This is a genomic window from Brevundimonas sp. 374 (assembly GCF_900102995.1).
In the GTDB taxonomy this organism is placed as follows: domain Bacteria; phylum Pseudomonadota; class Alphaproteobacteria; order Caulobacterales; family Caulobacteraceae; genus Brevundimonas; species Brevundimonas vesicularis_C.
The window spans coordinates 21,120-35,418 of sequence record NZ_FNKT01000002.1 but is presented as its reverse complement, the minus strand read 5'-3'; the positions used below and the strand labels follow the sequence as shown (position 1 = coordinate 35,418).

Below are 14,299 nucleotides of genomic sequence, written 5' to 3'. Positions count from 1 at the left end.
GTTACCATTCCGATCAATCCGACCGAAGAACCGGCGCCGGGCGACGCGACAGGGCGTGCAGGGCCGCCACACCGCCGCCCAGAGCAGCGACGCCCGTGGCGCTGGTGAGAAGAAGAACGACGCCGGTCCAGTCCACGCTCCAGGTCGCCTTGAACGCGAGGGTCACGACAGGCCAGGCGCCGGCGGCGCCGAGAAGGAGGCCGGCCAGACCGGCGATGGCGCCGACCAGGCTGTACTCCACAAGGTAGGCGCTCAGGATCTGGGCGTGGGAGCCGCCCAGCACCTTGAGCACGGCGGCCTCGCGCGCCCGCTCGCGCACGCCCGCCGCAATGGCCCCGACCAGAACGAGCAGACCGGCCAAGCCGGCGACGGCCGCAGCCCCGCGAATGGCCAGGGCGAGGCGGTCGAACAGGGTGGCGGCGGCCTCGAGCTGCTCGCGGACGCTGATGATGTTCACCTCTCGGAAGTCTGCGCCAAGCGCCTGCGTCAGGGCGCGTTCTTCGGCGGGCGAGGCGCGAGCGATGGCGACGCTGCGCGGATTGGCCCCTTCGATGGCGGCGGCGTTGAGGACGAGCAGGAAGTTGGTCCCGAACCCGCCCGGCTCGGTCCGACGAAGGGCGGCGATGCGCACATCCATCTCGCGGCCCAGCAGTTGCAGGGTCAGGCTGTCGCCCACCTTGAGATTGGCGGCCTTGGCCAGATCCCGAGAGAGCGCGATCTGAGGCGGACCGGCATAGTCGGCGGCCCACCATTTGCCGGACACGACATTCGCATCGTCCGGCGCGCCGGCCAGGGCGGACAGGAGAATATCCTGATCGAAGGCCCAGCGTTCGCCTTGAGGCAGGGCGTCCACATCGACCGGCGCGCCCTTCAACCGCACGATCCGCCCGGTCAGCAGGGGAAGGCGCCGATAGCGATCCGGTCCGGGCGTCGCCATCACCTTCGCCACCGCCGCATCGAACGCCGCGCCGCGATCAGCGGGGATTTCCGTGAAGACGACGGATGGGGCCGATCGTGGTGCGACCTCGGTGATCTGACCCAGCAGGCTGGATTGGATCAGGACGACCATGGCCAGAAGCGCGACGCCCAGGCCGATGGCGGGGGAGGCGGTGCGCGCCGCCGAGCGCGGCCCGGCGAGATTGGCAAGTCCCAGCCGCACCGCCCCGCCGGCGTGTCGTCTCAAACGCCCGGCCAGGAAGGCCGCCGTACGGCCGAGCGCCCACAGAAGGGCGAAGGCGACGACCGTGCCGCCGATCAACGCCGCCGCTGCAAGCTTGGACGGCGCGGTCCAAAGGGCCAGACCCGCCAATCCCATAGCGGCCAGGACAGCGAAGACCAGTTCGACGCCGAGAACCGGTCGGTCGGTAAGCTGGCGACGGAACAAGGCGGAAGGCGGTGTGGCGCGGGCGCGGGCCAGGGGTGCGAGCGCGAAGGCGCCGGCCGCCAGAAGGCCGAATGCTCCGGCCTTGACCAGTGGCGCCGGATAGACCGCGAAGAGGGCGGGGATGGGCAGGCTGTCCTTCGCCAGCACGCCGATGACCAGCGGTGCGACGGCCCCGATCAACAGCCCGATAGCGACCCCGACGGCGGCCAGCACGCCGATCTGGATCAGATAGATGTCGCGGATCAGCCCGCCCTCGGCGCCGAGCGCCTTCAGCGTCGCGATGGACGGTTTACGCCCCTCGAGATAGGCCGAAACGGCGCCCCCGACGCCGAGTCCGCCGGCCACCAGGGAGGACAGACCGATGAAGCCCAAGAAATACTCCAGCTGATCGATCAGCCGTCCGGCGCCGGCGGCGGCCTCCGACCGATCCCGGGCTTCGAGCCGGCTCTGCGGAAACCGTTTTTCGACGCCAGCGATGGCGGCCTTGGGGTCGACGTCGCCGGGAAGGGCGATGCGCACAGCCTCGCCGAACAGGCCGCCGGGCGCAAGCAGGCCGGCCTGTTCGACGGCGGGGACCGTCGTCACCACGCGTGGCCCGAGCGCAAAGCCCCGGCCAAGTCGGTCAGGTTCGGCCAGCAGGACGGCGCGGGCGACGTACCGCGCGCCGCCGACGGTGAAGGTGTCGCCGAGCTTGAGATTCAATCGTTCCAGCAGGCCCTGTTCGACGACGGCCCCCGCTATGCCGTTCTCGACGCGCAAGGCCGTGGCCAGATCAGGGGCGCCCGACAATTCGACCGCGCCGACCAAGGGGTAGGCGGCGTCGACCCCGCGCATATCGACCAGACGACGCTGACCAGTTCCGGTCTCGGCCATGCCGTTGGCGCGTACCGAATAGGCCACGGGGCCCAAGGCGGCGAAGGCGGCGCGTTGGTCAGGGCTGAACCGGCCCTGGTCGAGGCTGAACACGACGTCCCCGCCGAGGATCTCCCTCGCCTGGCTGGCCAGTCCCTGGCGGAAGGCCTCTGCAGTCGACCCCGAGGCGGCGATCGCCGCCACGCCCAGCGCCAGACAGGCCAGAAAGATTCGAAAGCCTGCTATTCCGGAACGGAGTTCGCGGCGGGCGAAGCTGACGGCGAGTCTCATGCAGAGGCCAAGGCCGGGGCGACGACCCGGCCGTCGCGCATCGTCACAATCCGGTCCGCGCGCGCGGCGAGACGGTCGTCATGGGTCACTATGACCAGGGCGGCGCTGCTGTCGCGCACGAGGTCGAACAGCAAGTCGGCGACCAAGGCGCCGTTGGTCCCGTCCAGATTTCCGGTCGGTTCGTCAGCGAACAGCAGTTCGGGCCCGACCGCCAAGGCGCGGGCCAGGGCGACACGCTGCTGCTCGCCGCCGGACATCTGGTGCGGATAGTGCGACCGTCGGGCACCCAAGCCGACCCGCTCCAGCCAGCTACGCGCCAAGGCCACAGCCCCCGGCCTGTAGGCCAACTCCAGCGGCGCGGACACATTCTCCTCGGCCGTCATATTGGGCAGGAGGTGGAAGCTTTGAAAAACCAGAGCGGCGCGCCCCCGGCGCAGGCGGGCACGGCCGTCCTCGCCCAACGCGGCCATATCCTGACCGAACAGCATGGCTTGGCCCCGGGTTGGGGTTTCCAGCCCTGCAGCGATGGAGATCAACGAGGATTTGCCTGATCCAGAGGGGCCGACGATGGAGACCGTCTCGCCGGGCGCAACGGCCAGGTCCAAGCCGCGAAGGATTTTCACGGGTCCTGCCGCCGAAGGCAGGGTGAGGACGACGCCATCGAGGACGAGCGGAGCGGCTGAAGCCATCGATAAGTCGCCTGCTGCATTGGGAGGAGGAAAGCTGGTCCCTATATGGGGGTGCAGATCATGACTCCAAAGCCCCCTTCGCCCATGCCGCCCATTCCACGCCGCACGCTCCTGACCGGAGGGGTAGGGCTCGTCCTTGCCGGATGCAGCGCCTCGAAAGAAGAGACGTCAGAGGCGCCGGCTGAGGCCTCGGTGTCGCCTTCACCCAAGGCTGCACCTTCGGACGGGCCGGAAAAGATCGTGACGCTGCTGGGCGATTCCATCACCGCCGGCTTCGGCCTGCCTTCGGCCGAGGCTCTGCCTGTACGCCTGGAAGAGGCGTTGAGGGCGAAGGGGATCAGGGTGAGGGTTCGCGGCGCCGGGGTTTCGGGCGACACGACAGGCGGCGGCCTGGCCCGAGTCAGCTATAGCGTGCAGGACGACACCGACCTGTGCATCGTGGCCCTGGGGGGCAATGACATGCTTCAGGGCGTGGATCCCAAAACGGTCCGATCCAATCTGGAGGCCATCATAACGTCGCTGAAGGCGCGCGATATTCCCGTCCTGCTGGCGGGGATGAAGGCGCCGCCTCAATATGGCGCCTATGCCGCCGAGTTCGATCGCATCTTCGCGGACCTGGCGCGCAAGGAAGATGTCCCAGCGTATCCTTTCCTGCTGGAAGGGGTGGCCCTGGATCGCCGCTACAATCAGCCAGACGGCATACACCCCAACGCCGAAGGTGTACGCGTCATCGCCGACGGATTGGCGCCGGTCGTCGCAAAAGCGCTGTCTGTGTAGTCAAGGACGCGGCGAAGTTATGAGATCGCACCGAGCCCCCGGTTGCTCGTCGCCTTGTGCGACAGAGCTGACTGTTGTTTGAAAAGAATTCCTGTCTGAGCGTCCTATGCCGAAATCCAACGACACCGTGCATCTTCGCTTCACGCTAAAGGGCGAAAGCGGTCCATTCTGGCAGACCAATGCAACAGTGGCCCTGGTCGCCAATGGCACCGCCATGCTCGACGGCCTGGATCGCCAGATCGCCGCCCGGATTGCCGATTTTCGTCCGGCTGGAAAAGGGCGCTGGACGCTCGACTTCGAAGTGCGGTCTAGGCTTTGATCGGATCGCTATTCAAATTCTGCCGCCTGATATGCCCAGATGCCGATGACGTCAGGATTGCTGCTGGCCGACAGCTGCGGGCGATCGTTCTGCTTTCCATCCGCTCTGAAGGCGCATCGAAGTGTCTGTAACTTGCGCGCTAAGGAATCAGCGTGAGGCCGCCGGATAACGGGTATCTCCACGATCGTGGCGAACGTTCCTCGCTCACGCGTAGCTGATATGAGTGCTGTCAGGTTAATGGATGAGCATGGCAGCTGGCCCAACCCGACGAAAACTCAGGCGACAGCTACGGCCCATGCCGCATTCGCCCCGGCGCGGAAACGGCGGGTGATTAGATGTCGTTGAGTGTAAAAGGTGTTGTAGATCGCGGCATGAGTGGTGAGAAATCGTTGGGCTGACGCTTGGGATTTAAACAACTGCTGCTGCCGCTCTCGCCGCCGGATTGGCAGATGCGAGTTCTCCGCTCGATTGTTTTCTCGCAGTCGGCCAGGGGAATGTAGGTGCCGGAGACCAAGTTGGCCCAATGCTGCTTGGTATGATGCGAGCCCATCGGTGACGATCTTCTCGGGCTCGACACGCTGTTTCCGCAGCAGACGCCGGAGCAGCTTCAAGGCCGCATCGGTATCCCGCCGTCGCTGGACGACAACGTCCAGCACCTCGCCTTCGGCATCTACGGCGCGCCATAGGAACATTCGCTTCCCACCGACCGAGCAAACGACCTCGTCGAGATGCCAGCGGGGAGAAGGGGAGGGGCGAAGCTTCTTCAGCCGCCGCGCAATCTGTGGCCCGAACTTGATCGTCCAGCAGCGGATTGTCTCATAGCTGACATCGATTCCGCGCGCGGCCATAAGCTCTTCAACGTCACGAAGGCTGAGGCTGAAGCGAAAGTACAGCCACACAGCCTGGCGGATCACCGCCGCTGGGAAGCGATGGCGCTTAAACGATAGCGGCTTCACGAAATGCGATCTCCGATCAGACCATTAGGCGGCCTCAAGTGGAGACAAGTTAGCGTTAGACTGACAGCACCATCACGCGAGCGACCTCCGCGCACATCGACCCTCGTCACGGTGCGATGACCGGTCGCGGCGATGCTTTGATAGGCGACATGCTTCGGACGCCCGCCCCGTTCAAGTATTTCGCGAAGCTCCCGTGCGGCCTGAAGATTCGGGGCCGAAAGCTTAAGCGAGGCTGACAGGGTCGGATCGTAGATGTCGGCGGCGACCTTGTTACGACCGGTCCAGGACCAGGCGCTCACGACGCCCTCGTCGGGCAGCAGTTGGTAAAGGGATGGGAACGCCGGCTCGGCGGACAGCCGCTAGGTGTCCGTCCCCGAAAAACCGACGGTCGCTTCCAATCCCAACGCGCGCCCAAGCGCGACCGGTGCCCCCCGGTGCGGCGTCGCCGCAGTCAGAAGCCCCTTCACCGCCGTCCAGCCCGGGCGGTCATCATAATCGCCGCATTCGAGATAGCAGCGGGTCACCAGCCCGCCCATCGAGTGGGCTACGATCCGGACTTCGCTCGCACCGTTCCCGAGGAGATCGTCCAGGTGATCCGCGAGGGCGGCCGCAGCCTCGCGCAGATCCTTGCGCCAGTCATAGTGAAACGGTGCGAACAGTCCGCGGGCGACGCCCGCTCTTCCAGAGGCGATAAAGGACAAGTCGCCCAGAATACGTTCGTTAACTGGCTTGCAGGATACCCGCTCGATCACCCCGCTAGGGGCGGCGTCGGGATCGGCGAGCGCGTCGATCCGTCGGTAGCCGAGCAATGCCTCACGGATGGTCGGGGGCCAGATTTCGTTTCCGTTGAGCGCTAGCCGGCTCCCCATGATGCCCGGAACGAACACGATGCCCAGCATGTCGGTGATCCCCCGCCCTAGTCCGCCTCCATCTGCGCGAAAGCGGGGCCGTAAATCAACCACTGATGGATCCAACCCTTTACCAGTCACGGCCAGTCATGCTTCAGAAATTAGAGCCGCGCGCGTTCCTCAACGAGTGAGTAACTGGTGCTCCGCCCCCCCCCGGCATCCCGTTCTAGTAACCCCCGCTGCACCAGATCGCTAATATCGCGCAGCGCGGTGTCAGATGAAGTCTTCGCCAATGCGGCCCATTTGGCGTTGGTGAGCTTGCCCTCAAAGCCGTCGAGGAGCCGGTTGAGCACCTTTCTCTGGCGTTCGTTCATCGGCTGATCTGCCAGGGCCTCCCAGAAGCGGGCCTTGCGCATGACGCTGGCAAGGATCGTCTCGGCGCCGTCGAATGCGCGGTCGAGGCAGGCGATGAACCAGAGCAACCAGGCGGTGATGTTCAGGTCGCCCTTCTGGGTCGCTTCCAGCATTTCGTAATAGGCCTTCCGCTCCGCGCGGATTTGGGCGGACATGCTGTAGAACCGCTGAGCGGTGCCTTCAGCCCGGGCAAGAGCGAGGTCCGCGATGGCGCGGGCGATGCGGCCGTTGCCGTCGTCGAAAGGGTGGTTGGTGACGAACCACAGGTGTGCGACGCCGGCCTTCAGCACCGGGTCGGGCGTGGCGGTCTCGGACCATTGCAGGAAGGCCGCCATTTCGGCGTCGAGGCGGACGGCGGACGGGGCTTCGTAGTGGATGCGTTCGCGACCGACCGGGCCCGAGACGACCTGCATCGGGTCGCCGTCCGGCGTGCGCCAGCCCCCAACGGTGATGCGGCTCATGCCGCTGCGGCCGGTCGGGAAGAGGGCGGCGTGCCAGGCGAACAGGCGGTCGGCGGTAAGCGGCTGGGCGTAGTTCTGGGTGGCGTCGAGCATCATCTCGACAACGCCCTCGACGTCGCGGTCCGCCGGGACCATGCCGACGACGTCCATGCCCAGGCGGCGGGCGATGGATGAACGGACCTGTTCGCGGTCGAGGACTTCGCCCTCGATCTCGCTGGACTTCAACACGTCCTCGGTCAGGGTGCGGAGGACGGCCTCCTCGCGAAGCGCAAAACCCAAGGCCTCCATCCGCCCGATCAGCCGGCCTTGGCGATGGCGCGCTGCGGCAAGCGGCTGGGCAAGGGTGCTATCGTCCCAAATCAGATTTGGCCAACCGGCCCGCTTATGGATATAAATCATATTTGCCGCACTTTCTGCGGGGAATGTGGATGCTATTCGCCGCAAGAACAAGACTCAATCAGCGCAAAATTTGCGGTGAATATCGCAGACATTCGCCGCAAGCTCCGATCAGGCCGCAAGGCGTGTGGCTTTGCAGCGCAGAGCGATGGACACGCCTCTCTCAGCAAGCGGACGACCGACAAGGTCTTTCAGCCGACCGAATGCGGTAGGACTGGAGCAGACGATGCGTTGGCCATCGGGCTCCCATCTGGCGCGATCCAGATAGCTCACCGTCGCAGCTTCCCCCACGATCTGCACGACCGCCTGCCGGATGTCGGCCTGCGCAAACGAGACAACCTGCGCCGGCGTACCGACCACGTCCCGCTGCTGGCTTTCGGCGGCGCGAAATCTTCTAATGGAGTCATAAGGGAATTGTCGGACGTCCATGTCCGGTTTTCGTGACTTGGGTGTCCGGTTTTTTGGCGGTTGAGTGGACGCGGGTGTCCGCTTTTCTCCTATTTGATCGGTCATGGATGTCCGCTTTTCAGATGCCTCTGCGGCGTCGCCGGGTAGTGTGGCGCGGTAAATATTGGTTCGGCTACGGCCCTTGCGAACTTCGATTTGAAGATAAGCAGCGGCTTCGAGTTGTTTGAGCAGACGCCCCAGTTGCCTGTCGCTCAAGCCAAGGCTGGCGGCCATGCTGTCCTAGCCCCTCCAGGCACCCCCTACGCAGGGGTTCAGGTCGTGGACGAGTAGGCTGACGACAGATTTGGCGGACCGTGAGACGGCGGGGTCTCGCATGATCCGTCTATGCCAAGCGAGTTTTTCTGCGCAGAAGTTTTCAGGATCGAGACGGCGGCTCATGGCAGAGCCTCCGGCGTTGCAGCCGAGTCTGGCAGTGGGTAGGATGCCTGCGGCCTTGAGTGTTGTGCCAAGCCCATTCGAACCCCGCCGAGCGCTGCAACGCTGGCGGGGTTTTTCCTGGCCGCGATGTCTCCCGAGGGGTTAGCCAAACGGGAAAAAAGGGCTTGGATCTACGAGGAAAAACGACTTCCTCTCTAGCCGCCACGGTGCTAAAAGCTCTTGATCTAGAAGAGTTTGTAGAGAAATCAGTCACATAAAATGGTCGCTGGCCGAATGTCTGCTATACCCGATACGGAGAGGCAAACGTGTTGACTGGGCTAATCAGACGCGAGGGGGCGGTATTCCACGCGCCGCATCATCTCCTTCGAACTTCGTGCTGCATACGGCGGCAAGCGTAAAATCGTCAGGGCGTTAGGGACGGCGGACCCGGCTGAGGTGAAACACTTACAGGTCGCTTTGTGGGCTGCTCAAGACCGGGAGTCCGCTGAGGCGATGGCCGGCTATGGCCGCCAGTGGATCCGCCCCTGCCGCTAAGGCCAAGGCGGCTCTGCCAATCGATATAGATGTTTACGCCACGCGGGCGCTGGTCGCCCTGCGGAAGAAACGTGCGGACTACATTGCGGCCGGGAGCTTGGAGGATTTCAACCTTGAAGCCGGGGAAGGGCTGGAAGCCTATCAACCGATCCTCGACGGCGGCGATGCTCTGGACCTGTCATTGTCCAAGGCTGAAGGACTGCGCGTGGCGAGGCTGGCGATCCTGACCGGCGAAGGCGAGGCGGCCCTCGAGGAAGCCCATCAAGAAGGAAAAGGCCAATGAGACTGACCATGGAAACAACGGGTGAAGGTCAATGTCGCCCTCGCCACCATCCACGCCCACGGCCTCGATCCCTTCTCGGTCCATCCACGCGCAGTCGCCCTGCGCCAAATCCATGAACCGCGGCGGGCCGTTGAAATCGCCATCAATGGGTTCGCCGACCAACACACCGACGTTGGCGTCATTGTCGGCAACATCGCCTGCATCATGGAAGCCGCCCTAGCCAACGACGTGGCTTGCTATGACTATGCGCTCAACGTTTATCGGGACGCCGCTATCGACGCCATCGCTGAGAGCGTCCTCGCCGCAGAGATCGAAGGCCGAGAAGTTGTCGGCAGCGGACGCTTAAGCCGGAAAGATGGACGCCGCCCGCGATCTGGCAGAGCGCGGCGCGCTCTTGTCGGATAGAGCGAAGCCGCCCTGAACCGGGAGAGCTTTGACTTCCCAGAGGCTCAGGCCGCAGCGCAGCAAGACCCGCCCACGACGATGCGCCCGGAGGACCTATAGCCAGCCGGACCTGCAGCCCCGGCTTCCTTGTGACAGGCATCATCGCGCCCGGCACTCAGGCCTGCATCGACCACGACAGGGCTTTGGACTATTCCGCGCAGGGTCGGCGCGGCAGCGGCGCGCAACCCAAACCGCAGGCAATCGGTTTCGCGTCCGCAGGCCCGGCCGCCGCCATCTGAGAAACACGCACTAAGGGGCCTCGCCGTCCCTGACGAACAAATCAACCCGGCCGAAACCCATCTGCCGTCCCCGCGCACAGCTTTCCGGTCTTCCCGGCTATCTCAGGGAAGCTGGCGAGGGCGGCAGAGCGAAGCCTGGCACCCGATAGCGCGGCCTGCCCTAGACCAGCGGCGCCAGGAGTTATTCCAGACCGGCGTATTGATCAGCCACGTCCCCGCCTTCGTGCCCGTAATCTCGTTGGACACCTAGGCTTAGGCGTTCTTCGCACGAGCGTAGTGCTTGAAGCTATGGCGGAACGAGTGGAACACCACCCGATCATCAACGACGCCGCAGACCCTGCGGAGATAACGGCTGAACCATTTGGACCGGTTGCCCATAAGTTCACCCTCAGCCGTCACCTTGATCTGACGGAAAATGCGAGCGTGGCGGTTTGCATTTCTCATCAGGACCACTGCACTACAAATCCGGCCGCCTGACGGGCGACCTGTTCAGCTGACTGCCCTGGCTGAAAAACGGCCGAGCCGATGCCGAAGCCGGAGGCGCCGGCGATCCGCCAGGCGGCCATGCTGTCGGGATCGACGCCGCCGACGGGGTAGATGCGGGTTTCGGCGGGCAGGACGGCGCGGACGGCTTTCAGACCCTTGGGACCGGCGATCTCGGCGGGGAAGAGCTTCAGCGCGTCGGCGCCAGCGTCCAGGGCGGCGAAAGCCTCGGACGGGGTGAAGAAGCCGGGCAGGGACAGCAAGCTCAGGGTCTTGGTCTCGGCGATCACCTCGACGTTCGTATTGGGCGAGATGATCAGCTGGCCGCCGGCCTCTGCGACTTCGCGCGCTGCTGCGACGTTCAGCACAGTGCCGGCGCCGACCAAGGCGCGGCCGTCCAAGGCCTGGCGCAGGCGGCGGATGCTTTCCAGCGGCTCGGGCGAATTCAGCGGCACTTCCAGGCAGCGGAAACCGGCGGCGACGATGGCCTCGCCGATGTCGACCGCCTCGTCCGGTTTCAGGCCGCGCAGGATGGCGATCAGCGGCAGGGCGTCCAGGCTTTCAATGGAAACAGGGATCATCGGTGTGCGGCCTCGTGAATGCGCCACAGACCCTTGGCCGTGGCGGCGGCGCCGTCCGCGATACGGACGTCTTGGAAACCGCCCTGCGCCAAGGCGGCGGCGTAGCGGCGGCTCAGGGCCTCGGCGCCGAGCAGGATGACAGGGCGGTGGTTGGCGTCGGCCTGGGCCGCGACCTCGGCCCCGATCAGCAGGCCGGATAGATAGTCGGCCGAGGATGCCGCTGAAAGGCGTCCGGCCAAACCTTCAACCCGCACTGAGAACAGGGCGGCGGTTAGGGCTGGGTCGCGCAATGATCGCTCGACACCAGCGGCGAAGGCGTCGTCGTCCATGCCGGGATCACCCATGCCGGCGCCAAGGATTGTGCTCTTGCGGATTGCGGCGAACAGTTCGCCGGTCATGAAGGTGCGGAAATCCGTGACCCGGCCGCCAGCGGTGCGGATCCATTTGCTGTGGGTGCCGGGGCCGACGATGACGGCGTCGTCGGGCGCCTCCAGGCCGAAGACCTGAGTCTCCTCGCCGCGGATCACGTCCTGAAGGCGGCCGTCCTCGAATACGGCGACCCCGGGCACGATGGAGACGTAGGGCGCATCGTCAGGGCTGGCGACAGCTATGGCCAGTTCGGCGACGCCGGCGGGGCAGGGCAGATAGGCCATTTCACGCCACCGGCCCCGCGCCCCGGCCATGCCGCTGACCAGCACCGGCAAGCCGTCGTTCAGCCAGTCGCCCGCGACCGCGTTCAGCACGTCGTGGAACTGGTTCGGCGCAAGGCCGCCGGCGCCGCGCGGGTCGGAGCGGCTGTCCAGCACCGCGCCGCCCTCGGCGATCCGCATGACGCGCAGATTGCTGGTGCCCCAATCGACCCCAATCAGTCCGTTCGCTGAACTCACCTCACCACCAGATCGTATAGACTAGGATCAGGAAGGCGATCACGCCGACCGCCGCCAGGTTGAAGCCCAGCGAGGTCTTGTAGCTGATCTGGTCCAGCTTGATCTTCATGGCGTCGGGCTTGGCCGGGACCAGCAGGGACACGATCACCGCCGCGATCAGCGAGACGACGAAGACGACGCCGACCCGGTTCATGAAGGGGAAGATGAACTGGCCGGTTTCCTGCAACCACCAGAAGATGGCCGACAGCACGACCGAGCCGATGGCGGCTGTCAGGGCGCCGGCTTCGGACGCCCGCTTCCAGAACAGGCCCAGCATGAAGATGACCACGATGCCGGGGGTGAAGAAGCCGGTGAACTCCTGAATGAACTGGAACGCCTGATCGAAGCCGCCCAGCAGCGGGCGGGCGGTCAGCATGCCGATGACGACGGCGGCGACGGCGGCGATGCGGCCGACCGTGACCAGCTGATGCTCGGGCGTGTCCTTCCTGATCTTCGCGTAGAGGTCCAGGGTGAAGATGGTCGAGATCGAGTTCACCTTGGACGCCAGCGAGGCGATGATGGCGGCGATCAGGGCGGCGAAGACCAGACCTTTCAGACCTACCGGCAGCAGGTTCATCATCGTCGGATAGGCCTGGTCCGGCGTTGACAGGTTCGGGGCCAGGATCAGCGCCGCCATGCCCGGCAGCACTACGATCACCGGCATCAGCAGTTTCAAATAGGCGGCGAAGGCGATACCCTTCTGGGCTTCCGGCAGCGACTTGGCGGCCAGGGCGCGCTGGATGATGTACTGGTTGAAACCCCAATAGCTGATGTTCATGACCCACAGGCCGCCCAGCAGGACGGCGATGCCCGGCAGCTCCTGATAGTGAGGATTGTCCTTGGACAGGATCATGTCGAACTTGTCCGGGAACTGGGTGATCAGGGTGTGGAAGCCCGCCGCCGCTCCGCCCGCGCCGCCGATCGTCGACAGGGCGATGAAGCCGATGATCAGCCCGCCACAGACCAGCAGGGCCACCTGCACGATGTCGGTCAGGGCCACGGCCTTCAACCCGCCCCACAGCTGATAGGCCAGGGCGAAGACGCCGATGGCGACGATGGCGTAGTCCTGGTTGAAGCCGGTGACGGTGTGGACGGCGATCGCGCCCAGCCACAGGATCGAGGTCACGTTCACGAAGATGTAGAGCAGCAGCCAGAAGACGGCCATCACATTGCGGATCGTCGGCCCGTACCGCTGCTGCAGGAACTGCGGCATGGTCACGATCTCGTTGCGCAGGAAGATCGGCAGGAAGAACTTGCCCACGATCAACAAGGTCAGCGCCGCCATCCATTCGTAGGAGGCGATCCCCAGGCCGATCACATAGCCCGATCCGCTCATGCCGATGATCTGTTCGGCCGAGATGTTGGCCGCGATCAGCGACGCGCCGATGGCCCACCAGGGCAGGCTCTTGGATGCCATGAAATAGTCGGTGGAGGTCTTCTGTTCGCCGGCCTTACTGCGTGAGACCCACTGGGCCAGGCCGAAGATGAAGATGGCGTAGATCGCCAGAATCGCCAGATCGATGCCTGCGAGCGACATGGTGCACTTCCCCCGATGCGCCCGTGTTCGGGCTTAAGTCGAAGCCTAGGTTAGCCCCCGGTCAGCCGCAATGGACTTTTTATATGCGCTTGTGTATTTTACCTGCGGTAATGTAGCTTTCTTGTTCCAAGCCTCGGCTTCCTCCGCGACGATGGCGAGGGCAACGTAGGGCCCAAGCGACAGGAATCCCATGACCGATCAAGACGCCGCCGACGATCGCAAATATCGCGCGCCCGCCTTGGAGAAGGGCCTCGACGTTCTTGAACTGCTGTCTGCACAAGGCGAGCCGATGACGCCGTCGCAGATGTCCGTCACCTTGGGACGTTCCGTCAGCGAACTGTTCCGCATGATCCAGGTGCTGGAGTTCCGCGGCTATATCGAACAGTCCTCGGACGGCTATCGTCTGACCAACCGCCTGTTCACGCTGGGCATGACCCAGGCGCCGATCAAGTCGCTGGTCGATGTCGCCATGCCGGCCATGCGCGATCTGGCGTCGGCGACGATGCAGTCGTGCCACCTTGTTGTGCCGTCCGGCGATCAGATCGTCGTCATCGCGCGGATCGAGAGCCCCGGCGACCTCGGCTATTCGGTGCGGATCGGGTACAGGCGCAGCATCCTACACGCCACCTCGGGCTTGATGTTCTATTCGCGGGCCAATGAACGGGCGCGGGCGCATCTCAAGGAGACATTGGTCGGCCTGTTCGGAGTAAAGGCGGTGAACGAGTTCGCCGCCCGCTCGGAAGCGATGACCCAAGGCGACTATGTGGAGCGGGCCAGCGACTTCGTGAAAGGCGTCACCGATCTGGTGGCGCCCATCATGGGGGCGGACGGCGTGATCGCCACCTTGATTACCCCTTTCATCGAACAGGCGCCGATGATCTGCACGAAGGATGAGGCGGCGGCGCTGCTGGTGCGGGCCGCAGAGGTGATTTCGGATCAGATGGGCGCCGTTTCCCAAGCTTGACGCCGACGCCGCCCATTTTTTGTTGACGGCAACAAGTTTCATTTGTGAAAAGGGCCTTGGGCCGCGCAGACGACC

At 64.8% G+C, this 14,299-nt stretch carries 14 protein-coding genes; 5 read left to right on the top strand and 9 right to left on the bottom strand.

What is annotated here, in order from left to right; genetic code table 11:
• Positions 1–13: 13 nt before the first annotated feature.
• Together BLR19_RS07585 and BLR19_RS07580 are read right to left on the bottom strand one after the other, a co-directional pair.
• Positions 14–2,527, bottom strand: coding sequence for an ABC transporter permease (locus BLR19_RS07585; protein ID WP_091749296.1), 2,514 nt, complete (start codon positions 2,525–2,527; stop codon positions 14–16).
• Entirely contained in the window at positions 2,524–3,216 is a 693-nt protein-coding gene (locus BLR19_RS07580; RefSeq protein WP_091749293.1) for an ABC transporter ATP-binding protein, read from the bottom strand. The genes BLR19_RS07585 and BLR19_RS07580 overlap by 4 nt, the downstream gene beginning before the upstream one ends.
• Before the next feature lie 192 nt (positions 3,217–3,408).
• Between BLR19_RS07580 and BLR19_RS07575 the strand changes: the two genes are divergently transcribed.
• Both BLR19_RS07575 and BLR19_RS07570 read left to right on the top strand, forming a co-directional pair.
• A complete protein-coding gene (locus tag BLR19_RS07575) occupies positions 3,409–3,993 on the top strand; it encodes an arylesterase (RefSeq protein ID WP_255366514.1) in 585 nt (194 codons plus the stop codon).
• Between the two features lie 106 nt (positions 3,994–4,099).
• A complete protein-coding gene (locus tag BLR19_RS07570) occupies positions 4,100–4,312 on the top strand; it encodes a hypothetical protein (protein WP_091749287.1) in 213 nt (70 codons plus the stop codon).
• A gap of 275 nt (positions 4,313–4,587) precedes the next feature.
• On the opposite strand, the gene BLR19_RS07565 is transcribed toward BLR19_RS07570, so the two are convergent.
• The 4 genes from BLR19_RS07565 to BLR19_RS14615 all read right to left on the bottom strand — a co-directional run bounded on the left by BLR19_RS07565 (position 4,588) and on the right by BLR19_RS14615 (position 8,068).
• Positions 4,588–5,268 (bottom strand): IS6 family transposase, encoded by a 681-nt coding sequence (locus tag BLR19_RS07565; protein WP_091749284.1) that lies wholly within the window; start codon positions 5,266–5,268, stop codon positions 4,588–4,590.
• Positions 5,269–5,627: 359 nt separating this feature from the next.
• Positions 5,628–6,167, bottom strand: a complete 540-nt coding sequence (locus tag BLR19_RS07560) for an esterase/lipase family protein (protein WP_091749281.1) — start codon at positions 6,165–6,167, stop codon at positions 5,628–5,630.
• A 110-nt stretch (positions 6,168–6,277) separates the two neighbouring features.
• Positions 6,278–7,435 carry a Fic family protein gene (locus tag BLR19_RS07555; protein ID WP_255366513.1) on the bottom strand — a complete coding sequence of 386 codons (1,158 nt, stop codon included), beginning with the start codon at positions 7,433–7,435 and terminating at the stop codon, positions 6,278–6,280.
• Between the two features lie 63 nt (positions 7,436–7,498).
• Positions 7,499–8,068 carry a hypothetical protein gene (locus tag BLR19_RS14615; RefSeq protein WP_143007347.1) on the bottom strand — a complete coding sequence of 190 codons (570 nt, stop codon included), beginning with the start codon at positions 8,066–8,068 and terminating at the stop codon, positions 7,499–7,501.
• Positions 8,069–8,735: 667 nt separating this feature from the next.
• Here BLR19_RS14615 and BLR19_RS07545 point away from each other — a divergent pair.
• On the top strand, positions 8,736–9,050 hold the full coding sequence (locus tag BLR19_RS07545) for a hypothetical protein (RefSeq protein ID WP_091749273.1): 315 nt from the start codon (positions 8,736–8,738) through the stop codon (positions 9,048–9,050).
• Between the two features lie 21 nt (positions 9,051–9,071).
• Positions 9,072–9,455, top strand: coding sequence for a hypothetical protein (locus tag BLR19_RS07540; RefSeq protein ID WP_091749271.1), 384 nt, complete (start codon positions 9,072–9,074; stop codon positions 9,453–9,455).
• Positions 9,456–10,176: 721 nt separating this feature from the next.
• Here BLR19_RS07540 and BLR19_RS07530 read toward each other — a convergent pair.
• From BLR19_RS07530 to BLR19_RS07520, 3 genes are read right to left on the bottom strand one after another with little or no spacing between them, the layout of a single operon-like run.
• Positions 10,177–10,797, bottom strand: a complete 621-nt coding sequence (locus BLR19_RS07530) for a 2-dehydro-3-deoxy-6-phosphogalactonate aldolase (protein ID WP_091749265.1) — start codon at positions 10,795–10,797, stop codon at positions 10,177–10,179.
• Complete coding sequence (locus BLR19_RS07525; RefSeq protein ID WP_091749262.1) at positions 10,794–11,684, bottom strand: 2-dehydro-3-deoxygalactonokinase; 891 nt, start codon at positions 11,682–11,684, stop codon at positions 10,794–10,796. The genes BLR19_RS07530 and BLR19_RS07525 overlap by 4 nt, the downstream gene beginning before the upstream one ends.
• 1 nt (position 11,685) lies before the next feature.
• Positions 11,686–13,260 carry a sodium/sugar symporter gene (locus BLR19_RS07520; protein WP_091749259.1) on the bottom strand — a complete coding sequence of 525 codons (1,575 nt, stop codon included), beginning with the start codon at positions 13,258–13,260 and terminating at the stop codon, positions 11,686–11,688.
• 190 nt (positions 13,261–13,450) lie between these two features.
• Between BLR19_RS07520 and BLR19_RS07515 the strand changes: the two genes are divergently transcribed.
• Positions 13,451–14,224, top strand: coding sequence for an IclR family transcriptional regulator (locus BLR19_RS07515; RefSeq protein WP_091749256.1), 774 nt, complete (start codon positions 13,451–13,453; stop codon positions 14,222–14,224).
• Positions 14,225–14,299 lie beyond the last annotated feature (75 nt).